At 60.9% G+C, this 26923-nt stretch carries 20 protein-coding genes; 14 read left to right on the forward strand and 6 right to left on the reverse strand.

Going from position 1 to position 26923, the window contains the following annotated elements:
• Positions 1–75 precede the first annotated feature (75 nt).
• The 10 genes from glpK (at position 76) to OH720_RS26265 (ending at position 11628) form a co-directional block, all read left to right on the forward strand.
• Complete coding sequence (gene glpK / locus OH720_RS26220) at positions 76–1581, forward strand: glycerol kinase GlpK (protein WP_272603441.1); 1506 nt, start codon at positions 76–78, stop codon at positions 1579–1581.
• A gap of 95 nt (positions 1582–1676) precedes the next feature.
• Positions 1677–2432 carry a DeoR/GlpR family transcriptional regulator gene (locus tag OH720_RS26225; protein ID WP_008056633.1) on the forward strand — a complete coding sequence of 252 codons (756 nt, stop codon included), beginning with the start codon at positions 1677–1679 and terminating at the stop codon, positions 2430–2432.
• A 295-nt stretch (positions 2433–2727) separates the two neighbouring features.
• The gene (gene glpD, locus OH720_RS26230; protein ID WP_272603442.1) at positions 2728–4266 is read left to right on the forward strand and encodes a glycerol-3-phosphate dehydrogenase; all 1539 of its coding nucleotides are present in this window, start codon (positions 2728–2730) and stop codon (positions 4264–4266) included.
• A gap of 382 nt (positions 4267–4648) precedes the next feature.
• On the forward strand, positions 4649–5563 hold the full coding sequence (locus tag OH720_RS26235; protein WP_008056636.1) for a glutamate/aspartate ABC transporter substrate-binding protein: 915 nt from the start codon (positions 4649–4651) through the stop codon (positions 5561–5563).
• Positions 5564–5756: 193 nt separating this feature from the next.
• Positions 5757–6503, forward strand: a complete 747-nt coding sequence (locus OH720_RS26240) for an amino acid ABC transporter permease (RefSeq protein WP_272603443.1) — start codon at positions 5757–5759, stop codon at positions 6501–6503.
• Positions 6503–7174 (forward strand): amino acid ABC transporter permease, encoded by a 672-nt coding sequence (locus OH720_RS26245; protein ID WP_272606522.1) that lies wholly within the window; start codon positions 6503–6505, stop codon positions 7172–7174. The genes OH720_RS26240 and OH720_RS26245 overlap by 1 nt, the downstream gene beginning before the upstream one ends.
• The gene (locus OH720_RS26250; protein ID WP_008056645.1) at positions 7171–7905 is read left to right on the forward strand and encodes an amino acid ABC transporter ATP-binding protein; all 735 of its coding nucleotides are present in this window, start codon (positions 7171–7173) and stop codon (positions 7903–7905) included. Before OH720_RS26245 ends, OH720_RS26250 begins: the two co-directional genes overlap by 4 nt.
• A gap of 158 nt (positions 7906–8063) precedes the next feature.
• Positions 8064–9965 carry a sensor histidine kinase gene (locus tag OH720_RS26255; protein WP_272603444.1) on the forward strand — a complete coding sequence of 634 codons (1902 nt, stop codon included), beginning with the start codon at positions 8064–8066 and terminating at the stop codon, positions 9963–9965.
• A gap of 44 nt (positions 9966–10009) precedes the next feature.
• Positions 10010–11290 carry a sigma-54-dependent transcriptional regulator gene (locus OH720_RS26260; RefSeq protein WP_272606523.1) on the forward strand — a complete coding sequence of 427 codons (1281 nt, stop codon included), beginning with the start codon at positions 10010–10012 and terminating at the stop codon, positions 11288–11290.
• Positions 11291–11298: 8 nt separating this feature from the next.
• Positions 11299–11628, forward strand: coding sequence for a GlpM family protein (locus OH720_RS26265; protein WP_272606524.1), 330 nt, complete (start codon positions 11299–11301; stop codon positions 11626–11628).
• Between the two features lie 25 nt (positions 11629–11653).
• Here OH720_RS26265 and OH720_RS26270 read toward each other — a convergent pair whose 3' ends face one another.
• Positions 11654–12688, reverse strand: coding sequence for an alpha/beta fold hydrolase (locus tag OH720_RS26270; RefSeq protein ID WP_272603445.1), 1035 nt, complete (start codon positions 12686–12688; stop codon positions 11654–11656).
• Between the two features lie 206 nt (positions 12689–12894).
• Between OH720_RS26270 and OH720_RS26275 the strand changes: the two genes are divergently transcribed.
• Entirely contained in the window at positions 12895–18102 is a 5208-nt protein-coding gene (locus OH720_RS26275) for a dermonecrotic toxin domain-containing protein (RefSeq protein ID WP_272603446.1), read from the forward strand.
• A 41-nt stretch (positions 18103–18143) separates the two neighbouring features.
• Here OH720_RS26275 and metE read toward each other — a convergent pair whose 3' ends face one another.
• Complete coding sequence (gene metE, locus OH720_RS26280) at positions 18144–20456, reverse strand: 5-methyltetrahydropteroyltriglutamate--homocysteine S-methyltransferase (protein WP_272603447.1); 2313 nt, start codon at positions 20454–20456, stop codon at positions 18144–18146.
• A 109-nt stretch (positions 20457–20565) separates the two neighbouring features.
• Here metE and metR point away from each other — a divergent pair, with 109 nt between their 5' ends.
• Positions 20566–21483, forward strand: coding sequence for a transcriptional regulator MetR (metR, locus tag OH720_RS26285; protein WP_180205265.1), 918 nt, complete (start codon positions 20566–20568; stop codon positions 21481–21483).
• A gap of 119 nt (positions 21484–21602) precedes the next feature.
• On the opposite strand, the gene OH720_RS26290 is transcribed toward metR, so the two are convergent.
• The 4 genes from OH720_RS26290 to OH720_RS26305 form a co-directional block, all read right to left on the reverse strand.
• Positions 21603–22100, reverse strand: coding sequence for a GNAT family N-acetyltransferase (locus OH720_RS26290; RefSeq protein ID WP_272603448.1), 498 nt, complete (start codon positions 22098–22100; stop codon positions 21603–21605).
• A gap of 2 nt (positions 22101–22102) precedes the next feature.
• A complete protein-coding gene (locus OH720_RS26295; protein ID WP_272603449.1) occupies positions 22103–22741 on the reverse strand; it encodes a LysE family translocator in 639 nt (212 codons plus the stop codon).
• A gap of 24 nt (positions 22742–22765) precedes the next feature.
• Positions 22766–23200, reverse strand: a complete 435-nt coding sequence (locus OH720_RS26300) for an NUDIX hydrolase (protein WP_272603450.1) — start codon at positions 23198–23200, stop codon at positions 22766–22768.
• A gap of 185 nt (positions 23201–23385) precedes the next feature.
• On the reverse strand, positions 23386–24207 hold the full coding sequence (locus OH720_RS26305; RefSeq protein WP_272603451.1) for a carbon-nitrogen hydrolase family protein: 822 nt from the start codon (positions 24205–24207) through the stop codon (positions 23386–23388).
• 118 nt (positions 24208–24325) lie between these two features.
• On the opposite strand from OH720_RS26305, the gene OH720_RS26310 reads away from it, so the two are divergent.
• Both OH720_RS26310 and OH720_RS26315 read left to right on the forward strand, forming a co-directional pair.
• On the forward strand, positions 24326–25126 hold the full coding sequence (locus tag OH720_RS26310) for a helix-turn-helix transcriptional regulator (RefSeq protein WP_272603452.1): 801 nt from the start codon (positions 24326–24328) through the stop codon (positions 25124–25126).
• Positions 25127–25286: 160 nt separating this feature from the next.
• On the forward strand, positions 25287–26906 hold the full coding sequence (locus OH720_RS26315) for an FMN-binding glutamate synthase family protein (protein WP_272603453.1): 1620 nt from the start codon (positions 25287–25289) through the stop codon (positions 26904–26906).
• Positions 26907–26923 lie beyond the last annotated feature (17 nt).

Genomic DNA, 26923 nt, shown 5'->3' on the forward strand with positions numbered 1-26923 from the left:
TAGCGTTGGTGCGCGACCCTGCCCGTTTGCTCACGCACCAGACCTCACTTCCCTTTTTCGTCCAAGGCAATCGACATGACCGACACACAGAACAAGAACTACATCATTGCCCTCGATCAGGGTACGACCAGCTCCCGCGCGATCATTTTCGACCGCGACGCCAACGTGGTCTGCACCGCACAGCGCGAGTTCGCGCAGCATTATCCGCAAGCCGGCTGGGTCGAACATGACCCGATGGAAATCTTCGCCACCCAGAGCGCGGTGATGGTCGAGGCCCTGGCGCAAGCTGGCCTGCATCACGACCAGGTCGCGGCCATCGGCATCACCAACCAGCGTGAGACCACCGTGGTCTGGGACAAGAACACCGGCCGCCCGATCTACAACGCGATCGTCTGGCAGTGCCGACGCAGCACCGAGATCTGCCAACAGCTCAAGCGCGATGGCCATGAGCAATACATCAGCGAAACCACGGGGCTGGTCACCGACCCGTACTTCTCCGGCACCAAGCTCAAATGGATCCTCGACAACGTCGAAGGCAGCCGCGAACGCGCACGCAACGGTGAGCTACTGTTCGGCACCGTCGACAGCTGGCTGATCTGGAAATTTACCGGCGGCAAGGTGCACGTTACCGACTACACCAACGCCTCGCGCACGATGCTCTTCAACATCCACACCCTGGAGTGGGACGCGAAGATGCTGGAGCTGCTGGATATCCCGCGGGAAATGCTGCCGCCGGTTAAATCCTCCTCGGAAATCTACGGCCACACCAAAAGCGGCATCGCCATCGGCGGTATCGCCGGCGACCAGCAGGCCGCCCTGTTCGGTCAGATGTGCGTCGAAGCCGGTCAAGCGAAAAACACCTACGGCACCGGTTGCTTCCTGCTGATGAACACCGGTGACAAAGCAGTGAAATCCAATCACGGCATGCTCACGACCATCGCTTGCGGCCCACATGGTGAAGTCGCCTACGCGCTGGAAGGAGCGGTGTTTAACGGCGGCTCCACCGTCCAGTGGCTGCGCGACGAGCTGAAGATCATCAACGATGCCCACGACACCGAATACTTCGCCAACAAGGTCAAGGACAGCAACGGCGTGTACCTGGTACCGGCCTTCACCGGCCTGGGCGCGCCGTACTGGGACCCGTACGCCCGTGGCGCGCTGTTCGGCCTGACCCGCGGCGTGCGTGTCGACCACATCATTCGCGCTGCGCTGGAATCGATTGCCTACCAGACCCGCGATGTGCTCGACGCCATGCAGCAGGACTCCGGCGAACGCCTCAAAGCCCTGCGCGTCGACGGCGGTGCAGTGGCGAACAACTTCCTGATGCAGTTCCAGGCCGACATTCTCGGCACCCAGGTCGAGCGTCCGCAGATGCGTGAAACCACGGCATTGGGCGCCGCTTACCTGGCGGGTCTGGCCTGCGGTTTCTGGGGCAGCCTGGATGAGTTGCGCGGCAAGGCCGTGATCGAGCGCCAGTTCGAGCCGACACTCGACGAAACGGCGAAGGAAAAACTCTACGCCGGCTGGAAAAAAGCCGTCAGCCGCACGCGCGATTGGGCGGCTGAAGACGAGGCCGAATAAACCGGGATACGAGCTCGTATCTGTATGTAACTGGTAGGGAGCAGATTCCTGCGGCATCATGGGCAAATTTTGCACGGCAGCCCAAAGGACGCCCCATGAATCTGCCTCCCCGTCAGCAGCAAATCCTCGAACTGGTCCGCGAACGCGGTTATGTCAGCATCGAGGAAATGGCCACGCTGTTCGTTGTTACCCCGCAGACCATCCGCCGCGATATCAATCAACTGGCGGAAGCCAATCTGTTGCGCCGCTACCACGGTGGCGCGGCTTACGATTCCAGTGTTGAAAACACCGCCTACGCCATGCGCGCCGATCAGATGCGCGATGAGAAACAGCGCATCGGCGAAGCCATTGCCGCGCAGATCCCCGACCACGCCTCGCTGTTCATCAATATCGGTACGACCACCGAGTCCATTGCCCGCGCCCTGCTCAACCACAATCACCTGAAGATCATCACCAACAACCTGCATGTGGCCTCGATGCTCAGCGCCAAGGACGACTTCGACGTCCTGCTGACCGGAGGCAATGTGCGGCGTGACGGTGGCGTGGTCGGCCAGGCCAGCGTCGATTTCATCAACCAGTTCAAGGTCGACTTTGCCCTGGTCGGCATTAGCGGCATCGATGAAGACGGCAGCCTGCTGGATTTCGATTATCAGGAAGTGCGGGTATCCCAGGCGATCATTGCCAACGCACGCAAGGTGATTCTTGCCGCCGACTCCAGCAAGTTCGGACGCAACGCCATGATCCGCCTGGGACCGATCAGCCTGATCGATTGCCTGGTCACCGACCAGCAGCCGGTGCCGGCGCTGACGCAGCTGCTGAATCAGCACAAGATTCGTTTGGAAGTCGTTTAACCTTCCTATCTACGTCGTTCATACCGACGCCATCGCGAGCAGGCTCGCTCCTACAGGTTGCGTGCAATCCTTGTGGGAGTGAGCCTGCTCGCGATGGTGGTCGTCAGTGCAACACACCTGCGCCGCCGTACCGCGCCTCTAAATGTTCGAATATTTTCCTTTAACCGCCCTTCGATGAGTTTTTTCAATCGAAGTCGACTGGCTGTGCGCGTCTTTATGGGCTAAGATTTTCGCAAGTGAACATTAATGTTCGAATTCAAATACAGAAAATCAAAGAATTCCGAGGCCTTAGCCGATGCCCACTTCTACTTCACCTACGCCACCTCTCGCCGAGGTCTACGATATCGCCGTCATCGGTGGCGGCATCAATGGCGCAGGGATCGCGGCAGATGCCGCCGGTCGCGGCCTCTCGGTGTTCCTTTGCGAAAAGGATGACCTGGCCAGCCACACCTCATCGGCCAGCAGCAAGCTGATCCACGGCGGCCTGCGCTATCTCGAACATTACGAATTCCGTCTGGTGCGCGAAGCCCTGGCCGAGCGCGAAGTGCTGCTGGCCAAGGCCCCGCACATCGTCAAGCCCATGCGCTTCGTGTTACCGCATCGCCCACACCTGCGTCCGGCCTGGATGATCCGCGCTGGCCTGTTCCTTTATGACAACCTGGGCAAACGGGAAAAACTGGCCGGTTCCAAAAGCCTCAAGTTCGGCCCCGACAGCGCGCTGAAAAGCGAAATCACCAAGGGTTTCGAATATTCCGACTGCTGGGTCGACGATGCGCGCCTGGTGGTATTGAACGCCATGGCGGCCCGGGAAAAAGGCGCCCACGTCCACACCCAGACCCGCTGCGTCAGCGCGCGTCGCGCCAAAGGCCTGTGGCACCTGCACCTGGAGCGCGCCGATGGCAGCCTGTTTTCGATCCGCGCCAAGGCGCTGGTGAACGCGGCCGGCCCCTGGGTCGCCAAGTTCATTCGTGACGACCTGAAGATGGAGTCGCCCTACGGTATCCGCCTGATCCAGGGCAGCCACCTGATCGTACCCAAGCTGTACGAAGGCGATCATGCGCACATCCTGCAAAATGAAGACCAGCGCATTGTGTTCACCATTCCGTACCTCAATCAATTCACCCTGATCGGCACCACCGACCGCGAGTACACAGGCGATCCGGCAAAAGTGGCGATCACCGAGGCCGAAACCGATTACCTGCTGCAAGTGGTCAACGCCCACTTCAAAAAACAGATCGGCCGTAACGATATCCTGCACAGCTATTCCGGCGTACGCCCGCTGTGCAACGACGAGTCCGACAACCCGTCGGCCGTCACCCGCGACTACACACTGGCGTTGTCGGGCTGCGGCGAGGAAGCGCCCCTGCTGTCGGTGTTCGGCGGCAAGCTGACCACCTACCGCAAGCTGGCCGAATCGGCACTGGCGCAACTGGCGTCGCACTTCCCGCATATCAAGCCAAGCTGGACCGCCAACGCCACCCTGCCGGGCGGCGAAGACATGAGCACACCGCAGGCGCTGAGCTCGCTGATCCGCGACAAGTTCGACTGGATCCCCAGCGAAATCTCGCGCCGCTGGGCCACCACCTACGGCAGTCGCACCTGGCGCATGCTCGAAGGCGTACAGAACCTCAACGACATGGGCGAACACATCGGCGGCGGCCTCTACACCCGTGAGGTCGATTACCTGTGCAGCGAAGAGTGGGCCACCAGTGCCCACGACATTTTGTGGCGTCGCAGCAAACTCGGCTTGTTCACCACCCCCGAGCAACAGCAACGGCTCGCCGACTACTTGAGCAAGGTCGAGCAGAACCGCAGCAAGATCGAAGCGGCCTGATCTCCCCCCTCCGACTGTAGGAGCCAGGCTTGTCGGCGAAGGCGTCCGAGAGATCGCCTTCGCCGGCAAGCCTGGCTCCTACGCATCGCACGAATCACACGCATCACACGCATCACACGCATCCGATGCATTCGGTTTTCCGAACGCGACTTGGCGGTCGATTCGGTAAACCGGATTTCTTCTACCAAAAAAAACCTCAATAAATATTTAATATCCTTATAAATCAATGCATTAAGTCGTTAAGCCTGGCCTGGCACGAGTCATGCTCTACACTCTTGGACGAATGCCTGTTGCACGACACTTCAGGAGCCGTCAGGGCATTCGAAGCACAAAAGGGCCGATGAACTGGCTCCATAAAAAAAACAATGTCGAGGAAAATTTGATGCGCATCGTTCCCCATATCCTGGGCGCAGCCATTGCTGCCGCTCTGATCAGCACGCCAGTGTTCGCCGCCGAACTCACCGGCACCCTGAAGAAGATCAAAGAGTCCGGTGTCATCACCCTCGGGCATCGTGACGCTTCCATTCCTTTCTCCTACATCGCGGACGCTTCCGGCAAGCCGGTCGGCTACTCCCACGACATCCAGTTGAAAGTCGTCGAAGCCCTGAAAAAAGACCTGGACCTGCCGAACCTGCAGGTCAAGTACAACCTCGTCACCTCGCAAACCCGTATCCCGCTGGTGCAGAACGGCACCGTGGACCTGGAGTGCGGCTCCACCACCAACAACGTCGAGCGTCAGCAGCAAGTTGACTTCTCCGTTGGCATCTTCGAAATCGGTACGCGCCTGCTGTCCAAGGCAGACTCCAAGTACAAGGATTTCCCGGACCTGGCCGGCAAGAACGTCGTGACCACCGCCGGCACCACCTCCGAGCGCATCCTCAAGGCGATGAACGCCGACAAGCAGATGGGCATGAACGTGATCTCCGCCAAAGACCACGGCGAATCCTTCCAGATGCTGGAAACCGGCCGCGCCGTTGCGTTCATGATGGACGACGCCCTGCTGGCCGGTGAAGCGGCCAAGGCCAAGAAAGCCAGTGACTGGGCCGTGACCGGTACCCCACAGTCCTACGAAATCTACGGCTGCATGGTGCGCAAAGGCGACGAGCCGTTCAAAAAGGCCGTGGATGACGCCATCAAGGCCACCTACGCATCGGGCGAGATCAACAAGATCTACGAAAAATGGTTCATGCAGCCAATCCCGCCAAAAAACCTGAACCTGAATTTCCCGATGAGCGACGAGCTCAAGGCCCTGATCGCCAATCCGACCGATAAAGCGGCTGACGACAAGAAATCCTGATTTCTGACTAACCTTATCTCCTGAGAGGGCCCATGCCCTCTCGGGAGGTTGTCACTCCCTGCTGGCATTTTTGGAAACACTCGGACCGGTGGCTGTCGAGCCGATCGCGTGTGCCTGATCGTCATGGTCAGGCGGGAACGGAGCTTCCCCCAAGCGGGTACTTGTACATCGATCGATCTGAGGGGAGACCCTAATGAATTACAACTGGGACTGGGGCGTGTTCTTCAAGTCCACTGGCGTTGGCAGCGAGACCTATCTCGACTGGTTCATCTCCGGATTGGGCTGGACCATTGGTATCGCCGTCGTAGCCTGGATCATCGCGCTGATACTGGGTTCGATCCTGGGCGTCATGCGCACTGTGCCGAACCGCATCGTATCGGGCATCGCCACCTGCTACGTCGAACTCTTCCGTAACGTACCGCTGCTGGTCCAGCTGTTCATCTGGTACTTCCTGGTGCCCGACCTGCTGCCGCCGGATTTGCAGGAGTGGTACAAGCAGGACCTGAACCCCACCACCTCGGCCTTCCTCAGCGTCGTCGTGTGCCTGGGCCTGTTCACCGCCGCGCGTGTTTGCGAACAGGTGCGCACCGGTATCCAGGCGCTGCCAAAAGGTCAGGAGTCCGCAGCCCGCGCCATGGGCTTCAAGCTGCCGCAGATCTACTGGAACGTGCTGCTGCCCCAGGCCTACCGGATCATCATTCCGCCGCTCACCTCGGAATTCCTCAACGTCTTCAAGAACTCGTCCGTGGCTTCGCTGATCGGCCTGATGGAGCTGCTCGCGCAGACCAAACAGACCGCTGAGTTCTCCGCCAACCTGTTCGAAGCGTTCACCCTGGCCACGCTGATCTACTTCACCCTGAACATGAGCCTGATGCTGCTGATGCGCATGGTCGAGAAGAAAGTCGCCGTACCGGGCCTGATTTCCGTAGGGGGTAAATGATGGAATTCGACTTCTCGGGCATCATCCCGTCCCTGCCGGGCCTGTGGAACGGCATGATCATGACCCTCAAGCTGATGGCCATGGGCGTGATCGGCGGGATAATCCTCGGCACCATCCTGGCGCTGTGCCGCCTGTCGCACAACAAACTGCTGTCGAACCTGGCCGGCGCTTACGTCAACTATTTCCGCTCGATCCCGCTGCTGCTGGTGATCACCTGGTTCTACCTGGCGGTGCCGTTCGTGCTGCGCTGGATCACTGGCGAAGACACCCCGATCGGCGCGTTCACCTCGTGCATCGTGGCCTTCATGATGTTCGAAGCGGCGTACTTCTGTGAAATCGTCCGCGCCGGCGTGCAGTCGATTCCCAAGGGCCAAATGGGTGCCGCGCAAGCACTGGGCATGAACTATGGCCAGATGATGCGCCTGATCATCCTGCCGCAAGCGTTCCGCAAGATGACGCCGCTGTTGCTGCAGCAGAGCATCATCCTGTTCCAGGACACCTCGCTGGTCTACGCCGTCGGCCTGGTGGACTTCCTCAACGCTTCGCGCGCCAGTGGCGACATCATCGGTCGCTCCAATGAGTTCCTGATCTTCGCAGGTCTCGTGTACTTCATCATCAGCTTTGCCGCCTCGCAGCTGGTCAAGCGTCTGCAAAAAAGGTTCGCCGTATGATCTCTATCAAAAACATCAACAAGTGGTATGGGGACTTCCAGGTGCTGACTGATTGCAGCACCGAGGTCAAAAAAGGCGAAGTGATCGTGGTGTGCGGGCCGTCCGGTTCCGGCAAATCGACCCTGATCAAATGCGTCAACGCCCTCGAACCGTTCCAGAAAGGCGACATCGTGGTCGACGGTACGTCCATCGCCGACCCGAAGACCAATCTGCCGAAACTGCGTTCGCGGGTGGGCATGGTGTTCCAGCATTTCGAACTGTTTCCGCACCTGACCATCACCGAAAACCTGACCATCGCGCAGATCAAGGTGCTGGGCCGCAGCAAGGAAGAGGCCACCAAGAAAGGCCTGCAATTGCTGGAACGTGTCGGCCTCTCGGCCCACGCCCACAAGCACCCGGGCCAATTGTCCGGTGGCCAGCAGCAGCGTGTGGCGATTGCCCGTGCACTGGCGATGGACCCGATCGTCATGCTGTTCGACGAACCAACCTCGGCGCTGGACCCGGAAATGGTCAACGAAGTGCTGGACGTGATGGTGCAACTGGCCCACGAAGGCATGACCATGATGTGCGTGACCCACGAAATGGGCTTCGCCCGTAAAGTGGCCGATCGGGTGATCTTCATGGATGCGGGCAAGATCATCGAAGACTGCAAGAAAGAGGAGTTCTTCGGCGACATCAGCCACCGCGCCGAGCGTACGCAGCACTTCCTCAACAAGATTCTGCAGCACTAACAGCAACACGGCCGCCCCTCTGTAGGAGCGAGCATGCTCGCGATGATTTCAAAGACACCGCGTTCATCCAGGATGAACGCGTCATCGTTGACGACCATCGCGAGCATGCTCGCTCCTACAGGAGGCAGGCGGACGCTGGTTGACCCAAGGCATCTGTGATGAAATGCGACCCCACTCTCTATCGCGCCACGTCGCCATCACTCGCCGTGAAACCTCGCCTGATTCGCCATCTGTTCCTGCCGCCGCTGATCATCGCGCTGATGATCGGACTGGGTTACATCGGCTTCTGGACCAGTGAGCACTATGGGATCCGCAGCCTCGGCGAAAATGGCCAGCGTCAGCTGGAACTGCACGCTCGTGCCGTCGAAAGCGAGATCAGCAAGTACACCTATCTGCCCAGCCTGCTGGAACTCGAAACCAGTGTTTCGACACTGCTGGCCGACCCGACGCCGGAGCACCGGCAGACCGTCAATGATTACCTCGAAGGCCTGAACCGGCGTAGCCGCAGCCGGGCCATCTACGTGATGGACACCACCGGCCGTGTCATGGCCACCAGTAACTGGCGCGATGTCGACAGTTACCTGGGTGAAGACCTGTCCTTCCGTGCCTATTTCCAGAATGCCGTGCGCGGCCAACCCGGACGTTTCTACGGCATTGGCAGCACCAACGGCGAACCCGGTTACTACCTGGCCCACGGCCTGGAAGAACACGGCAAGATCATCGGCGTCGCGGTGGTCAAGGTGCGCCTCGAAGCCATGGAGGAACGCTGGCAGCGCGCGCGCCTGGAAGCCTTCGTCAGCGACGAGAACGGCATCATCATCCTTTCCAGTGACCCCGCTCGACGCCTGAAATCGGTAGTACCGCTGAGCGACGAAACCAAGGAAAAACTCGCCCGCAGTCTCCAGTACTACTGGTTCCCGCTGAACGAACTGCAACCGCTGGCTCGGGAAACCCTGTCCGAGGGCGTGGAAAAACTCACCTTCCCCGCCAATAGCGAACTGGTTTCCGATGACGAAAACATCAGCTACCTGTCGCAAACCCGCCCCTTGAGCGATACCCCGTGGAACTTCACCCTGCTCACGCCACTGCAGGATCTGCGCCGCGAAGCGATCAACCAGGGGATCCTGGTCGCCGTGGCCTTTGCCCTCGTGGCGTTCCTGCTGATCGCCTGGAACGAGCGGCGCAAAGTGATCGCCACCCGCCTCGCCGCCCGCGAAGCCTTGCAGGAAGCCAACAACCAATTGGAGCGTCGGATTACCGAACGCACCACCGACCTGCGCGCCAGCAACGAGCGCCTCAAGGGGCAGATCCGCGAACGCCGGCACGCCGAAGAGACGCTGCGCCGTGCCCAGGATGAACTGGTGCAGGCCGGAAAACTCGCGGCGATTGGCCAGATGTCCACCAGCATCGCTCACGAATTGAACCAGCCGTTGGCGGCGCTGCGCACCCTGTCCGGCAACACCGTGCGCTTTCTCGAGCGCGGTCAGCTGGACGTGGCCAGCACCAACCTCAAGACCATCAACGAATTGATCGACCGCATGGGCCGGATCACCGCCAGCCTGCGCTCCTTCGCCCGGCGCGGTGACGACAAGGGCCAGGCCTGTCTCGGTAAAGCCGTGGAGGCGGCCTTGCAATTGCTCGGCACCCGGGTGGAAACCGCGCATCTGCAACTGCACCGCCACTTCAAGGATGTCCAGGTGCAGATAGACCAGACCCGCCTGGAACAGATTCTGGTCAACCTCATCGGCAACGCCCTCGACGCCATGCAGGCGCAGCCGCAGCCGGAGTTGTGGCTCGAAGGTGAAACGGACGATGGCAAGTATCGACTGCGTGTTCGGGACAATGGTCACGGCATCGACGTCGAAGCGCGCAAGCACCTGTTCGAACCGTTTTTCACCACCAAACCCGGCGAACAAGGCCTGGGCTTGGGCCTGACCCTCTCCGCGAGCCTGGCCGCCGCCACTGGCGGTCACCTGGGTGTCGAGCACCCGGCCAGCGGTGGTACCGCTTTCGTCCTCAGTTTACCGTTGGTAAGCCCCACTTCCGCTGAGCCAATATGAACAACGACCTTAGTGTTTTGATCGTCGAAGACGACCCCCATGTGTTGCTCGGCTGCCAACAGGCGCTGACCCTGGAAGACATTCCCTGCATCGGTGTCGGCAGTGCCGAGGAAGCCCTGGAACGGGTGGGCGAGAACTTCGCCGGCATCGTCATCAGCGACATTCGCCTGCCGGGCATCGATGGCCTGGAACTGCTGAACCGGCTCAAGGCCCGCGATCGCAGCCTGCCGGTGGTGCTGATCACCGGCCACGGCGACATTTCCATGGCCGTCGGCGCCATGCAGAAAGGCGCCTACGACTTCATGGAGAAACCCTTCTCGCCCGAACGCCTGGTGGATGTAGCCCGCCGTGCCCTGGAGCAGCGCAGCCTGGCACGGGAAGTCTCGTCGTTGCGCCGGCAACTGGCCGAGCGCGATTCCCTTGAAGGCCGGATCATCGGCCGCTCGCCGGCCATGCAGAACCTGCGCGAGCTGATCGCCAATGTCGCCGATACTTCGGCCAACGTGCTGATCGAAGGCGAAACCGGCACCGGCAAGGAACTGGTCGCGCGCTGCCTGCACGACTTCAGTCGTCGGCACACCCGGCAATTCGTGGCGCTCAATTGCGGTGGCCTGCCGGAAAACCTGTTCGAAAGCGAGATCTTCGGCCATGAAGCCAACGCCTTCACCGGTGCAGGCAAACGGCGGATCGGCAAGATCGAGCACGCCGATGGCGGCACGCTGTTCCTCGACGAAGTGGAAAGCATGCCCCTGCCCCTGCAGATCAAACTGCTGCGGGTGTTGCAGGAACGCACCCTCGAACGCCTCGGTTCGAACCAGAGCGTGGCGGTGGACTGCCGGGTGATCGCGGCCACCAAATCCGATCTCGACGAGTCGAGCAAGGCGGGTGAATTTCGCAGCGACCTGTATTACCGCCTCAACGTGGTGACCCTGGAACTGCCGCCCCTGCGCGAGCGCCGCGAAGACATCCTGCAATTGTTCGAGTATTTCTTGCAGCAGTCGTCCTTGCGTTTCGACCGCACCGCACCGGAACTGGATAACCAGACCCTGTCCAACCTGATGAGCCACGACTGGCCAGGAAACGTGCGCGAACTGCGCAACGTCGCCGAGCGCTTTGCTCTCGGCCTGCCCGCGTTCAAGAAACCGGGGGCCGGCGGCAGCACTCAGGGCTTGGCGTTCGCAGAAGCGGTGGAGGCTTTCGAGCGCAATCTGTTGAGCGATGCCTTGCAACGCAGCGGCGGCAACCTGACCCAGGCCAGCCAGGAACTGGGCATGGCCAAGACCACACTGTTCGACAAAGTGAAAAAGTACGGGCTGAGCCACTGATGGATCTGATTTTCAAAGCAATCCTGGGCGCGGCGGTGGTGGTGGTCCTCGCCGCCCTGGCCAAGACGAAGAACTACTACATCGCCGGATTGGTGCCGCTGTTTCCAACCTTTGCACTCATCGCCCACTACATCGTCGGCAAGGGGCGTTCACTGGATGACCTCAAGACCACCATCGTGTTTGGCATGTGGTCGATCATTCCGTACTTCATCTACCTGGCGACCCTCTATGTGATGGTCGATCGCATGCGCCTCGAGGCATCGCTGGCCGTGGCGGCGGTGGCGTGGTTGATCGCGGCGACGGCGCTGGTCAGTGTCTGGGTTCGCCTGCACGGCTGAGCAAAATCCCCTGAATGCCCGTGCGTTAAAGAAGGTTGTGTTCAGCCACGGGCTCAATCTGCGCCCAATGCGAAGTGTCCTCTCGATGGGCTCGCAGGTACGGCAATACGGCCGCCAGCAACGGCGCCTTGAACGCTTCCTGGAAACGATGGGCCAAGCCCGGTATCAACTTCAACTGGCTGCCACGCAGGTGCGCCGCCAAGTGCACGCCGTGCATCACCGGCAACAACGGATCGGCCGTGCCATGCACCACCAGCGCCGGCACCCGCAGTTGGTTGAGCAATGCCACCCGGCTCGGCTCGGCCAGGATCGCCAGGATCTGGCGCTTGGCCCCCTCGGGATTGAATGCCCGGTCATACGCCAGTGCCGCCTGCTGCAGCAGTGCCTGTCGATCGTCAGTCACCGCCGGACTGCCCAGTGCCGCCAGCAGGTCCGCCTGCTGTTCCAGTGCGACTTCACGATTGGGTGCACCTCGACGCGCCAGCAACTGCAGCAGCGCCGCACTCGGCGCGGGCAAACCTTCGGCGCCGGAAGTGCTCATGATCAGGGTCAGGCTCTCGACCCGTTGTGGCGCCATCGCCGCCATGTGTTGGGCGATCATTCCACCCATGCTGGCGCCCAGCACATGGAATTGCTCGATGTGCAGTGCGTCCATCAGGCTCAGCCCGTCGTCCGCCATATCGGTCAATGAGTAGGGGGCCGAGACCGGCAGACCCAGCTTGTAGCGCAACACCTCAAACGTCAGATTGGCCTCCACCGGGATTTGGCGCCAGGTCGACAGGCCGACATCGCGATTGTCATAGCGAATCACCCGGAAACCTTGCTGGCAGAGCGCGACCACCACTTCGTCAGGCCAGTGAATCAACTGCCCACCCAGGCCCATCACCAGCAGCAACGCCGGGTCCGAGGCACGACCGATGCTCTGGTACGCCAGGCTTACCTGATCCAGGTCGACCCGTTCGGTCGCCACGTTGACGTCACAGCGAGACGCCGAAAAAGAGGGAAAACTCAAAAACAGCGCGGTCAAAAAAGCCGCTGTCGATACAAATCGTGCACACATGAAAAACACCGAAACGCAGAACCCCAGTAGAGCGCGAGTCTGATGAAGTTTGTTCAAGCGCGCTGCCACAGTTGCATGACAGTTTCATGAATGCCGCTCAGTGGTCGATGCGATAACTATGTAGTGCCAAGGGCCCGGGGAATTTTTTTTAAATGGCGCTTGATCAGGAGTGGACTCGCCGCTCCCCCTGGATGAGCCCCATCACCATGACCGAAAGACTGCTCCCGACCCTCCCCTCTCCCTCGCTAATCGACATGCCCGAGTTTTCAACGCTGCCGAACAACATCGATCAGAGCCTGCTGCAAAGCGCCTTGAACCGTTGGCAAGCCTGCCAGGAAGGTATGCAGGCGCTATTCGCCGGCGTGCCACTAAACGAAGACACCAATGCCTATTGGGATGCCCGCGCCCCCGGCACACCGCTGTCGCGGCGTGATCGGGCCACGCAGTTGTACCGCGGGCATATCGAAGCGACGGCTCAAGTGGCATTCGCCCTGGGAACCCTGAACGCCGAACAATTGAAACCGCTGTGGTTGGTTCTGGATTCCGGGACTGTGGGAGTACGTCTGGACGATCGGCCGATCCACTGCGAACACCTGGCGCTGAAGTTGAGTGACAACAGCATCCTGAAACTCCCGGCGGCCTGGGTGATCAGCGTGGGCAACCAGCAACCGGTTGCGCAATTGCTGTACTTGCCCTCTCGACCGGTAGCCATCCAGGCCTTCAAAGAACGTCGCGACATGGAGCATTGGTTGTCCACGCAATTGCTCGCTCCGCCAGCGTTACCCAGCCTTTACAATTTTGAATACACGGCCAGGACCGGGCCGTTGACAACAGGTATTGAGGAGCTGTTTTCGCCCGCACCGCAAGCCCGCCTTGCCGAGGTGTTTGTCCAGGCGCCCACCCTTGAGGACCTGGAGCTGACCGCAGACTTTACCGATGAAGATCAATCATCCCTATTCGATAGCCTGGCTGCCGATATTCCACTGGCGTTGCGCCGGGCCTCGCTTGGCAAACAGCGCGCGGCGCTGGAAACACTGCTCGGTGAGGCGCTGGACAGTGACCATCAAAAGGCGCTCGACGACACACTCAAGGCGCTGGAAACCGCAGAGCTCGCTGCAGACTCGGCCGCCTCCACCCTGCTTTACCGATCGCGTACGCTGGACCTGGAAACGTTCAATCGTGCTTTCAACGCCCTTTACCAGGCACACAAGGACGGCTTGAAGGCCGAGGTTGAACTGCAACGCACGCTCAACCAGCTCGATAGCACGGAACTTGATTTGCTCGAGGTCTTGCTGGACCCGCCTGACGCCAACGATCACGAACCTGACGTTGCATTCGCCAGCCTGTCGTTGAGCATGAAAACAGACACTGGCGAACCCTTGCGCCAAGAGCTCAACGGGGTGTTGGTCATCGCCCGACCGCAAGTGCTGTCCGATACAGAATCGCCCGACAGTCTGCTGCTCTACTGGCCCGGCATCGGCGGCGGCTTGCAGCGATTCGCCAACCGCAAAGACCTGGAACAGCAGCTGTTGAAAATCCAGGGACAGGATCCCGTGCTGATCCTGCAACTGCAGCCCATCACGACTGATCCGTTGCTGTACAGCCTCAATCAACAGACCAGCCTTTTCGAAGAACAGGCCGCGCAAATACGCCAGCGCTATCCTGACGACACCCAGGCGTCACAACGTGCGCAGCAACTGGAAAAACTGCGCAGACAAACCAAGGCGTTGCTGCAGGTTCCGGTGAACCCAGCGAGAAGCCTGGCTCTCATGCACTTACAGGAACAACGCCTGAGTGCCTCGATGGTTGGCCGTCTTCCCACCTGGCTGGGCACCTTGGCAGCGCCCGATGGGGCCAGGCTCAAAAGCCTGACCAGCGCCTACATCCAGGCCATGCAGCGCAGCCATGAGCAACTGCAAACAACCCTGGTGCCCCGCGATGTGTTCACCCGTCGACACCTTCAAGCCCAGCTTCGCGAAGACTTCTCACTCAAAGGCGACTTTGACATCCAGTTGGACCTGCCCGACTCCGTCACGCTGCAAAAACAACTCTCCGACGGTGCGGCTCCCGGCACCCCGCAAAAACTGGTGGCAGTGCCCAGTACCGCCAGAAGCAAGATGTCACTCCAGGAGCTGGCCCAACTCAATATCGACAACACGCCGTCGATGCAGCTTGAGCCCTTGTCCCTGCGCCTTGGCTTCATGCGCGTGGAAGTCACAACGGCGGACGACCGCGAACGCCAGGCCCTGACATCCGGCATCACCCCTGCCTACCTGCGCAAGACGCTGCCACAGCTGGATCTGCCCAAGGCCTACGAAAAGCTCATCTACGACACCTTCATGGGCGATCAAGGCGAACCGCTGTTTGTACGGGAGCATCGCCGGGAATGCCTGATCGAGCCCTGGCGCCTGACCCTCCAACTGCAAGGTGAGTGCGCGCGTTTGCAAAGGCAGATCAGCCTCGACGACCTGCAAGTGCTGAACACCGCCATTGATGCAGTTACACCGCAAGCCTGGCAAGCGGACGGCAAGCGCATCGAGCTACTGCCGGCCTACCTGAGCGCGGGCGGCACGGATACTCCCAACGAAGGCCCGGTGACCTTGTCCGGCGTGACGTTCATTCAGGAACAGGTCAGCGGCATGACGTTGTTGTACCTGCCGGACAGTCCCGATGGTCAGTCCCTGCGCCGCTACGACAGCCTCGAAGAAGCGCGCATGGCCCTGTTCAACCTGTGCCTGCGCAGCGAGATGGTCAGCTACCTGGCCGGTCGCGCCTTGCAGGGAAAGGTGCGGGCTCATGAAAACCGGATCAACCAGGCAGTACTCAAACACTTCGACGCCATGATCGGTGTGGGGGGACGCTGGCCGGCCGTCACTTCGCTGGCCGCGCACCTGCTCAATACCCAGATGGGACGCCTCATCGAAGCCCATCGCGGCACATCGCGCTCCAACGCCGCGTTATTCCTGGAGCGCAATGCGCTCAGCGGACCGAAGGCGTTGAACTACATAAAAATGGCCATGGGTCTTGTGCCCTTCGTTGGCGCAGGCATTGCCCTGCACGATGCCTGGAGCAGTGCCAATCGGGCCGTCGCAGCGCTGTTACGCGCTGACGTGGGTGAAGGCCTGACAGAGATCGAGTCGGTGCTATTGTCCCTGATCGATGCCGCCATGGATCTTCTTCCCGCTGCCGTGGGCAGTAAATCGGCCACGGGCGCCCGCGCGTTGACCCGTGCTCGTCAGCTGCGGACGCTCGGCAAAGGCGCCATGGCCTTGCCACCGACCTCTAAATACCAGGCACGGCACATCGCCGAACGTTTCGCCGGTTACGAATATGAAAAACCGATCTCCCTCGCCTTGTTGCAACCGGTCGAGCACGGTGTCTATCGCAATGTCTACCGGCATGCCGATGGTGATTTCATCACCCGCCAGGGCCGCATCTTCCAGGTTGAACCGAGCACGGACTCACGTGGCTGGCGACTGAGCGGCACCCATAAAAAAACCTACAAACAACCCATTGCTCTCGATGAAGCAGGTCGCTGGGACACTTGGTTCGGTGTCTACGGATCGACTTTCGAAGGCGGCGGGCTGGGGGGTGGTGGCGTGCTCGGGCATCTGGCGGACACCCTCGACCCGATCTGGCCGGTCGCCATTCGCGAACGATTGCCACGGTGGTGGGGCGATCGGGTGTTTCGCCATCAGCAGGCATTGACTGAAGCCGCCGACAACTTTGCGCCGCAACTCGATGCCCGGATCCAGCGCACCAACGCGGCCCTGGAAACATACAACAACAGCTCCATCGAAGCCCGTCCGGCCCTGCTACCGGCCACTGAAGCAGCCTGCATGGGCGACATCGAACTGGCCAGCACGAAGTATCAGACGCTGGCCGAACTGGCGCCGCTGACCCATGGCAACAAACGGCGCACAATCATGGAACTGCAAAGTCATGACGCGCTCATTATCACCGACAGGCAAAAGCACCGGGTGTTTTTTGCCAACCACCGTGCTGAGCCGCTCGTGGATAGAATCGACGCTTTAGTCGACGTAGTGGACAGACTACCGGATGATGCGGTCGCCGAACGCATTCAGACCTTGCACGACATCCGAAAGCTGCGCGAGGAACTCATCGGCCAAGTGGAGCAGATAGAAACCGCAATGCGCGACCTCAACCTATGGTACGAACGCATTACGGTCAGGGCAGAAAGGGCACAACTGGCACCCGAAGTAACGATGTTGAACGGACGCCTCAGCGACACCAAACTGCTTTTCCTGAAAACCGGTCAACTGCTGGAAAGCGTCAAACGCTTCGACACGACAAAGGATCTCTCCTGGTTCGATCTGCAGGCCCAAGCCCATAACCTGCGCACCGAGGTCTACCGCGCATTGCTCGTCCAATACAGCCTGCCGGATGCGACCGCCACCCGAGCCCAGCGCAATCAGATTCTTCAGGAGTGCCTTGAGCACTACCGGCAATTCCGTCGTGGCATGAATGCCTGGACCGCCAGCTATCCCCAGCACTTTCATCTCGACGCCGTGGCGCCCTTGCTGGAGGGTATCGAGAAAATGGCCGAACGGGCCCGCAAGACCATCGACCTGCCAGCCCCAGCCATGCCAGGCGGGCAACGCAGCAAGAAAGTCTTCACCACTGAAGACGACCAATTACTGATCGGGGTGGAACGCTGGGAACCGACGACGCAGAAGCACCAATACATCCTGACCGGTCGCGGTGGCGTCGAGGAAATATGGGAACAGGGTGCAAATGGCAAGTTTCGCTTGCTCAATTCACCGGCACCGAGCGCTCGCCCCGCGCAAAGGGACCCGACTGCCATGATTGCAGACGCGCGTGACCGATTGCAGGCGCAGCCCGCCTACCAGTCGAAGATACAAGCCTATGCAGCACAGGACATGCTCCCGGTCGACCTGGAGCACATGATGGTCACCGAGGCCAGCGAACTGACGCGCCGGGCGCTCGATATCGAAGTCGTTGCCCCGCAGAGCACTGTCATCGAGCAACTGCGCAACAAGGCCACGGAACTGATTGCCATCGGACGGCAGATGCGCACGCAGCAGTCACTGCGCAGCAAAAACCCTACGGATGGAATGCTTGACGATCTGATCAGCCAAAACGCCGTGGAGATACGGAAAACCAGCCCGATCAAACGTCTGAATAAACGTTCTGACGGACGAACCGATTACCTGCAGGAATACGAAATCTGGGACCAGACCGAGGTCCCACCCAAGGTGTTGTGGTACGCCCATTTTCATTACACCAAGGCGGCGCCTGCCTTCGCCGAGTTCGAAAAGGCCCACCTGAAGCTGCCGCAGTACCGCTATCTGACCCACGCCGATGATGCCGCCCTTCCCTATGCCGACATCGGCAAAAGGTCACCGGCATTGCGCCATTTCGAGCAACTTTGACAGGCAAGACAGGAGCGGTTGACCCGCTCCCGTTTTCAATCTCAAGCCAGTTGGCTGCGCAGTTGTCGTGCCGCGGCAACCATGTTCACCAGGGCGGCCTCGGTTTCCGGCCACGCCCGGGTCTTCAAACCGCAATCGGGGTTGATCCACAGCCGCTCGGCCGGGATCCGTTTCACGGCTTTGCTGATCAACTTGACCATCTCGGCGGTGTCCGGCACCCGTGGCGAGTGGATGTCGTAGACGCCCGGGCCGATGTCGTTCGGGTAATCGAAGGCTTCGAAGGCTTGCAGCAACTCCATGTCCGAACGCGAGGTTTCGATGGTGATCACATCGGCATCCATCTTTGCGATGGCCTCGATCACATCGTTGAACTCGCTGTAGCACATGTGGGTGTGGATCTGGGTTTCGTCGCGCACACCGCTGGCGCTCAAGCGGAACGCCTCTACCGCCCAGTCCAGGTATTCCTGCCATTGCGCCCGACGCAGCGGCAGGCCTTCGCGGAACGCCGCTTCGTCGATTTGCACGATCTTGATGCCGGCGGCTTCCAGGTCCAGCACCTCGTCACGCAGGGCCAGAGCCAGTTGCTGCGCCTGCACTTTGCGCGACACGTCTTCGCGGGGGAAGGACCACATCAACATGGTCACGGGACCGGTGAGCATGCCTTTCATGACCTTGTCGGTCTGGCTCTGCGCATAGCGGATCCAGTCGACCGTCATGGCTTTGGGACGGCTCAGGTCGCCGTAGATGATCGCCGGTTTTACACAGCGCGAACCGTAGCTCTGCACCCAGCCGAAGCGGGTGAAGGCATACCCGTCGAGCTGCTCGGCGAAGTACTCGACCATGTCGTTGCGTTCGGCTTCGCCGTGCACCAGCACGTCCAGCCCCAGGCGCTCCTGAATCTGCACGGCGTGGCGGATTTCGTGGTGCATGGCATCAGTGTAATCGTTGGCCGACAGCTTGCCTTGCTTGAAGGCCTGGCGCGCCAGACGAATCGAACCGGTCTGCGGAAACGAGCCGATGGTGGTGGTCGGGAACGCGGGCAACTTCAAGCGCGCACGTTGCTGCCCGATGCGTTTGGCGAACGGCGAATGACGCTGGCTGTCGGCTGCGCCAATGGCATCGATGCGCGCTTGCACCTCGGTTTTATGGATACGCGGCGATTCGGCGCGACTGGCGGCAATGGCACGGCTTTCGGCCAGCGCGGCTTGCACCTTGGGCGCTTGCGGGTCGTTCAGGGCATCGCGCAGCACGGCGATTTCGCCACACTTTTGCACCGCAAACGCCAGCCAGCTTTTCAGCTCCGGATCGAGCTTGTCTTCGCGCTCCAGGTCCACCGGGCTGTGCAGCAGCGAGCAGGAGCTGCTGACCCACAGGTTGTCGCCAAAACGCTCCTGGGCAAATTGCAGTTGCGCCAGCACCGGTTCCAGCTCACAGCGCCAGACGTTGCGGCCGTTGACCAGTCCCACCGAGAGGATCTTGTAGGTTGGCAGGCGATCGAGCACGTGCAGCAGTTGATCCGGCGCACGCACCGCATCGATGTGCAAGCCTTGCACCGGCAGGCCGACGGCCAGGCCGAGGTTGTCCTGCAGGCCGCTGAAGTAGGTGGCCAGGAGCTTTTTCAGTGGCGAGTACTGCAGGATGTGGTAGGCGCGCTCAAAGGCGTTTTTCCATTCCTGCGGCAAATCGAGGGTCAGGATCGGTTCATCGATCTGTACCCATTCCACCCCTTGATCAGCGAGGCGCACGAGGATTTCGTTATAGACCGGCAGCAGGCGCTCCAACAGGCCGAGTTTGTCGAAGTCTGCGCCTTTGATTTTGCCCAGCCACAGGTAGGTCAGCGGGCCGATGATCACCGGCTTGACGGTGTGCCCCAGGGCCTGGGCTTCGTCGACTTCATCGAACAGCTGTTCCCAGCTCAGCTTGAACTGTTGATCAGCCGTGAATTCCGGGACCAGGTAGTGGTAATTGGTGTCGAACCACTTGGTCAGTTCCTGGGCGTATTGCGCCTGGCCATGTTCAACATCGCAGCAGCTAGCCGTGGCGCCACGGGCCATGCCGAACAGCGTGTCGAGGGTCGGCAGGCCACGTTCGTCCCGGGTGCTGTCGAAACGCTCGGGTATCACGCCAAAGGCCAGGGAATGGGTCAGTACCTGGTCGTACCAGGCGAAGTCGCCGACCGGCAGCAGGTCGATGCCGGCGTCTTTCTGCAATTGCCAGTGGGTGGCGCGCAATTGGCGACCGACGCTTTTCAGCGCCTGCTGGTCGAGATCGCCTTTCCAGTAGGATTCGAGGGCTTTTTTCAGTTCGCGGTCGGCACCGATGCGGGGAAAACCAAGGGTGTGGGCTACGGCCATGTCGAATTGCTCCTGGGTAAAAGATGGCGCTATTGTCGACATCCGACCCATCATGAGACAAACTCAACCTTTTCGTGTTGATCACAAGTTTTCCTCATGGAGCCCACCGGTGCTTGAAATCCGTCACCTGAAGACCCTGCACGCCTTGCGCGAAGCCGATAGCCTGGTGGACGCGGCCGACCGCCTGCACCTGACCCAGTCGGCGCTGTCCCATCAGTTCAAGGAGCTTGAGGAACGCATGGGCATGCCGTTGTTCGTGCGCAAGACCAAGCCGGTGCGTTTCACCAGCGCCGGCTTGCGCCTGCTGCAACTGGCCGATGCCACCTTGCCCCTGCTGCGCGCCGCCGAGCGCGACATCGCGCGGCTGGCCGGTGGCACCGCCGGGCGCCTGCACATGGCCATCGAGTGCCACAGTTGCTTCCAGTGGCTGATGCCGACCATCGACCAGTTCCGCGACGCCTGGCCGGAAGTCGAGCTGGACCTGGCTTCGGGCTTCTCCTTCGCCCCACTGCCCGCCCTGGCCCGTGGCGACCTGGACCTGGTGGTGACGTCCGACCCGGTGGACCTGGTAGGGATCACCTACGTGCCGCTGTTTACCTATGAAGCGATGCTCGCGGTGGCAAACCAGCACCGCCTGGCCAGCAAGGCCTACATCGTCCCGCAGGACTTGCTCACCGAGACCTTGATCACCTACCCGGTGGAACGCGACCGGCTGGATATCTTCACGCGGTTCCTGGAGCCGGCCGACGTCGAACCGGCCCAGGTCCGCACCTCGGAACTGACGGTGATGATGATGCAACTGGTGGCCAGTGGACGCGGTGTGTGTGGCATGCCCCATTGGGCGTTGCATGAATACAGCTCACGGGGTTACGTGAAAGCCAAGCGCCTGGGCGAGAAAGGTCTGTTCGCGACGCTGTACGCGGCCATTCGGGCCGACATGCTCGATGCGCCGTACATGCGGGACTTTTTGCTGACAGCCAAGGACACGTCGTTTTCGACGTTGGATGGGGTCAGCGCCGTTCGTTAGGAGAACACATCCCCTGTGGGAGCGGGCTCGCCCGCGATAGCGGTATAACTGATACATCAATGTTGAATCTACCGCCGCCATCGCGGGCAAGCCCGCTCCCACAAGTAACCCAGTGATCTTTAGATTTCGCGCCACATGTGGATCTTGTCGAAGTATTGCTCCCCCACCCGCACCGCCATCGGCTCCCGGCCGAACTGGATGAAGCCGCAGCGCCGATAAAGGTTGAATGCCGCATCGTTACCGGCGGTGACGGTCAATTTGACCAGCCGCAGATGCGGGTGGGTCTGCGCCTCCGCCAGCACCGCTTGCACCAATTGATAGCCAAGCCCGCGCTGGCGCACGTCGGCAGATACGTACATGCCGAACAGCGTCGCCTTGTGCCGGGCCTTTTCCCGGGGCTCGAAGGCCAGCCCAGCGATGCCCGCCAGCCGGCCGTCGTCGAACCCCCCGAACACCACATCGAGCTTGCCGGTCAGGCGCGACTCCCACCAGCTCAAAGGCATTGCCGAGCGCTCGCGCACGCTGGAGGTGAACGCCTGGGGGTGCCGCTCACAGGCTTCCAGCGTCATCGCCCGATAGTCCAGCGCATGGCTGGCATCCAGTCGCTGAATCCACATGTTCAGGCCATCCGTTTTTGCTCAAGCATCAGGCGCAGCGCCAGTGCCGACAACACGAAGCCCATGAAATAACGCTGCATCGCCAGCCAGGTCGGATTGCTGACAAACCATGACGCGATGCCCGCCGCGAACAGGGCGATCATCAGGTTCACGCAGAAACTGACGCTGATCTGGGTCAGGCCCAGCACGATACTTTGCGTGAACACCGAACCGTGCTCGGGTGTGATGAATTGCGGAAACACCGACAGGTAAAACACCGCAATCTTCGGGTTCAGGGCGCTGGTGAGAAAACCCATGGTGATCAGCTTGCGCGACGAGTCCGGTGGCAACTGCTGGGCTTCGAATGGCGATCGCGCACCCGGCTTGACCGCCTGCCAGGCCAACCACAACAGGTACAGTGCACCGGCCCACTTCAACACTTCATAGGCCATCGGCACCGCCAGGAACACAGCGCTCAAACCGGCCGCCGCGGCGAATAGATGCACGAAGAACCCCGCGACCACGCCGAGCAACGATGTCACCCCGGCCTTGCGCCCCTGGCAGATCGAACGGGAGATCAGGTAGATCATGTTCGGCCCCGGCGTCAGCACCATCAACAATGCAGCAGCGGCGAAAATCAGCAGGTCCTGAAGCGGGATCATGGGCGAAGTCCTTTGCGTGAATGATCAGGCGGTCGCGGTCAGCGAAGCCCGATAAAACGGCAGGATCAGGTCCCGTGTCAATGGCGCCAGAACGACACCACCGTCGGTGCGCGGATCGATCCAGAGCACCTCTTCGATCTCGGCCGCGGGGGTGACGTCTGAATCAATGCCCAGCAGAAAAATCTCGGCTTTCACCACATGACCCGGCTCATTGGCGGCCGGCGCCGAGAACTGGCCGAGGAAAGTGGCATGCGCCGAATCGATGACCAGCCCCAACTCTTCTTCCAGCTCCCGGACCAAAGCATGGACCGGTTTTTCAAAGGCTTCGATCTTTCCCCCCGGCTGCATGAACGCCTGGGTGCCGCGCTTGCGCACCAGCAGGGTACGGCCGTCTGGGCCGATCAACAAAGCGGCGGCGATGTGGATAAGTCCGGTGGGTTGGGCTGTAAACGTCGACATGAACAAAGGCCTTTGACTCAAAAGTGGCAAGGATCACATGTCCGCCACCGATTGTGTAGGAGCCGAGTTTGATCGTTCCCACGCTCCGCGTAGGAATGCATCAACGGACGCTCTGCGTTCGGCTTTTGATTTGGGACGCGGAGCGTCCCTGGCTGCATTCCCACGCAGAGCGTGGGAACGATCAGTCAGCGCACGGGAATCAGCAACTCCCGAAGTCCGCTCGCATGCTCAACCAACTCCCCCGGCAACTTCAGCCGCCGATCTTCCAGGTATCGATAATCCTGACGCGCCGCCGTCAACCGTTTCCGGTCCAGTTCCACCGCAAACTGCCCCTCGTCACGCCCGGCCTCGAACAACAGCGTGCCCAGAGGATCGACCAGCGCACTGCCACCGGCGAACAACAACCCGCCATCCCCCTCTTGCACGCGGTTGACCATCAGCGCAAACGCCTGGTTTTCCTGGGCGCGGGCCATGATCGCGGTGCGGTGCGTCGGACCGTAGGGGTCCATGTTGCCGTTGGTCACCAACAGCAACTCGGCACCCAGTTGCGCGAGGGCGCGGGCGGTTTCCGGGAACTCGATGTCGTAGCAGATCAGCAGGCCGACGCGCACCCCGTTCCACAGACAGGTGGCGTAGCGATCACCGGCTTCATACACACCACGATCCGACGCCCACAGGTGCGTCTTGCGGTATTTGAGCGCGATACCCTCGGGGGTGATCAGCAACGTCGTGTTGTAGAAGCGGCCGTTGTCGTTCTCGCTGGTGCCGATGACCACGGCGATCTTGCGTTCACGGGCGGCGACGACAATCGCGCTGACGGTCGGACCGTCCAGCGGCTCGGCGACCTCGGCCACGGACTCGGCGGACGGGAAGCCCATCAGGTGGCTTTCCGGGAACATGATCAGTCGCGTGTCGGCGGCGCAGGCATTGATCGCCGCCAGGGCGCGTCCGAGGTTGTAAGCCGTGTCGTTGTCACGGCCCGCCAGTTGGGCGAGTTCGACTTTCATGGGGAGTCCTTGTTCTGCACACCGGAAAGATTGCCCGGTCGTTGTGTGTGCGCCAGTATGCGCAGCAAGCACGCGGCCTGAAATCACGCCGCTGGGGTAACACGATAGGGGTAGAGGCATGACACTCTCGCTGGACGACATCGCCTGGCACCGTTCGGTCGGGCAATTGATCGATGCCCTGGACAAGCCCAATTTCTGGACGCAGCTGGTGCGCCTGCTGGATCAATACGTGCCCTGCGACAGCTGGGTGGCCTTGCTGTTCAGCGCCGATCAGCACCCGCAAGTATTCGCCGAATGCCCAGGCATTGACGGCGGCCCCGACCCGCTGTTCCAGGATTACCTGCGCGGCCTGTACCTGCTCGATCCGTTCTACATCGCCTGCCGCGAGCAGTCGCGCAGCGGTTTGTATCGCCTGGCGGAAGTGGCGCCGGAGCATTTCGAACTCACCGAGTACTATCAACGATACTTTCGTGTAAATGTCGTGGCCGACGAAATACAGTTTAATTGCCAACTGGAGGGCGACCGCACGTTGTGCCTGTCACTGGGCAGCCAGCAACGCTTCAGCGCCGGGCAGATTGCCCTGCTGTCGCTGATCCAGCCGTGGGTGCTCGGATTGTTGCGCCAGCGCCTGCCCTACGAGATCAATGAAGGGGTGGCCGTTGCCCCAGTGCCGGTACAAGGTGACTGGCGAGTGCAACTGGAAGCTTCGGTGCAACAACTCAAGGGCGCACAATTGACCGCGCGGGAGCTGGATGTCGGGCGCTTGATGCTCAGCGGCTGCTCCAGCAAGGAAATCGCCCGCAAACTGGAAATCTCGATCGAGACCGTGAAAGTCCACAAGAAACACATGTACAGCAAGCTGGGGATCAAGTCCCAGTCCGAGCTGTTTTCGATTTTTCTCCAGGCACAAAACGCCTGACATAGCGCTGAAATGCCTTTCTGTAGGAGCGAGCCTGCTCGCGAAAAACGCCAAGACAACGCGAGCATTCAGATAGCACGCGTTATCGTTGAAGACCATCGCGAGCAGGCTCGCTCCTACAGTGTTGTGCCTTTAGCCCGTCCGAACCCAAGGAAACCGTATGAGCCTGTCACTCCTGAGCCGCTACGCCTTCTTTGCCGCGTGCGTGATCTTCACCCTCGCCAGCCTGCCCTTCCTCGAGCACGACTGGCTGTGGCCATTCACCGCCGTCACCGGCATCCTCAGCCTGATCGGCATCGGCGACTTGCTGCAAAGCCCCCACGCGGTGCGGCGCAATTACCCGATCCTGGGCAACATCCGCTACCTGGTCGAAGCCATCCGCCCGGAAATCCGCCAGTACCTGCTCGAATCCGACAGCGACGCCCTGCCCTTCTCCCGCGCCCAGCGTTCGCTGGTCTATTCCCGGGCCAAGAATGAGAGCGCCGACAAACCCTTCGGTACCTTGATCGACGTGTACCAGTCCGGCTTCGAATTCATCGGCCACTCGATGCGCCCGGCCCCCTTGAGCGACCCGAGCGCTTTTCGCGTCACCGTCGGCGGCCCGCAGTGCACCCAGCCGTATTCGGCGTCGGTGTTCAACATCTCGGCCATGAGCTTCGGCTCGCTCAGCGCCAACGCCATCCGCGCGTTGAACCAGGGCGCCAAGCTCGGCAACTTCGCCCATGACACCGGCGAAGGCAGCATCAGCCCCTATCACCGCGAACACGGCGGCGACCTGACCTGGGAACTGGGCAGCGGCTACTTCGGTTGCCGCACCGCCGACGGACGCTTCGACCCGCAACGCTTCGCCGCGCAAGCACAGACACCGCAAGTGCGCATGATCGAAATCAAGATGAGCCAGGGCGCCAAGCCGGGCCACGGCGGGATCCTGCCCAAGCACAAGGTCACCCAGGAAATCGCCGACACCCGCGGCATCAGCATGGGCGAAGACTGCATCTCGCCGTCACGCCATAGCGCCTTCTCCACGCCGATCGAGCTGATGCATTTCATCCAGCAATTGCGCGAACTGTCCGGCGGCAAACCGGTGGGTTTCAAATTTTGCCTGGGTCACCCGTGGGAATTCATGGGTATCGCCAAGGCCATGCTGGAAACCGGCATTCTCCCGGACTTCATCGTCGTCGACGGCAAGGAAGGTGGCACCGGTGCCGCGCCCGTGGAATTCACCGACCACATCGGCGTGCCGATGCGCGAAGGCCTGTTATTCGTGCACAACACCCTGGTGGGCTTGAACTTGCGGGACAAAATCAAGCTCGGCGCCAGCGGCAAAATCGTCAGCGCGTTCGATATCGCCAGCGTGCTGGCCATCGGCGCCGACTGGGCCAACTCGGCGCGCGGTTTCATGTTCGCCATCGGTTGCATCCAGTCGCAAAGCTGCCACACCAACAAATGCCCGACCGGCGTCGCCACCCAGGACACCCTGCGCCAGCGCGCGCTGGTAGTGCCGGACAAGGCCCAGCGTGTCTACAACTTCCATCGCAACACCCTCAAGGGTCTGGCCGAGATGCTTGCCGCCGCGGGCCTTGAACACCCATCGCAACTGTCGGCCAAGCACTTGGTACGGCGCATGTCGGCGACCGAGATCAAACTCTTCTCACAGCTGCATGTGTTCCTCAAACCGGGGGAATTGCTGACCGGTGAAATCAATGGCGAGTTCTACTCGCGGATGTGGCAGATGGCGCGGGCGGACAGTTTCGAGCCCAATGAGGTGGCGGCAGCCTGACCGTCACGGCCCCGACA

This window comes from Pseudomonas sp. WJP1 (assembly GCF_028471945.1).
Lineage (GTDB): Bacteria > Pseudomonadota > Gammaproteobacteria > Pseudomonadales > Pseudomonadaceae > Aquipseudomonas.

Bases quoted from the DNA above. Each gene is read 5' to 3' on its own strand.
- glpK (WP_272603441.1), top strand. From the start codon at position 76: ATGACCGACACACAGAACAAGAACTACATCATTGCCCTCGATCAGGGT.
- OH720_RS26225 (WP_008056633.1), top strand. From the start codon at position 1,677: ATGAATCTGCCTCCCCGTCAGCAGCAAATCCTCGAACTGGTCCGCGAA.
- glpD (WP_272603442.1), top strand. From the start codon at position 2,728: ATGCCCACTTCTACTTCACCTACGCCACCTCTCGCCGAGGTCTACGAT.
- OH720_RS26235 (WP_008056636.1), top strand. From the start codon at position 4,649: ATGCGCATCGTTCCCCATATCCTGGGCGCAGCCATTGCTGCCGCTCTG.
- OH720_RS26240 (WP_272603443.1), top strand. From the start codon at position 5,757: ATGAATTACAACTGGGACTGGGGCGTGTTCTTCAAGTCCACTGGCGTT.
- OH720_RS26245 (WP_272606522.1), top strand. From the start codon at position 6,503: ATGGAATTCGACTTCTCGGGCATCATCCCGTCCCTGCCGGGCCTGTGG.
- OH720_RS26250 (WP_008056645.1), top strand. From the start codon at position 7,171: ATGATCTCTATCAAAAACATCAACAAGTGGTATGGGGACTTCCAGGTG.
- OH720_RS26255 (WP_272603444.1), top strand. From the start codon at position 8,064: ATGAAATGCGACCCCACTCTCTATCGCGCCACGTCGCCATCACTCGCC.
- OH720_RS26270 (WP_272603445.1), bottom strand. From the start codon at position 12,688: ATGTGTGCACGATTTGTATCGACAGCGGCTTTTTTGACCGCGCTGTTT.
- OH720_RS26275 (WP_272603446.1), top strand. From the start codon at position 12,895: ATGACCGAAAGACTGCTCCCGACCCTCCCCTCTCCCTCGCTAATCGAC.
- metE (WP_272603447.1), bottom strand. From the start codon at position 20,456: ATGGCCGTAGCCCACACCCTTGGTTTTCCCCGCATCGGTGCCGACCGC.
- OH720_RS26290 (WP_272603448.1), bottom strand. From the start codon at position 22,100: ATGTGGATTCAGCGACTGGATGCCAGCCATGCGCTGGACTATCGGGCG.
- OH720_RS26295 (WP_272603449.1), bottom strand. From the start codon at position 22,741: ATGATCCCGCTTCAGGACCTGCTGATTTTCGCCGCTGCTGCATTGTTG.
- OH720_RS26300 (WP_272603450.1), bottom strand. From the start codon at position 23,200: ATGTCGACGTTTACAGCCCAACCCACCGGACTTATCCACATCGCCGCC.
- OH720_RS26305 (WP_272603451.1), bottom strand. From the start codon at position 24,207: ATGAAAGTCGAACTCGCCCAACTGGCGGGCCGTGACAACGACACGGCT.
- OH720_RS26310 (WP_272603452.1), top strand. From the start codon at position 24,326: ATGACACTCTCGCTGGACGACATCGCCTGGCACCGTTCGGTCGGGCAA.
- OH720_RS26315 (WP_272603453.1), top strand. From the start codon at position 25,287: ATGAGCCTGTCACTCCTGAGCCGCTACGCCTTCTTTGCCGCGTGCGTG.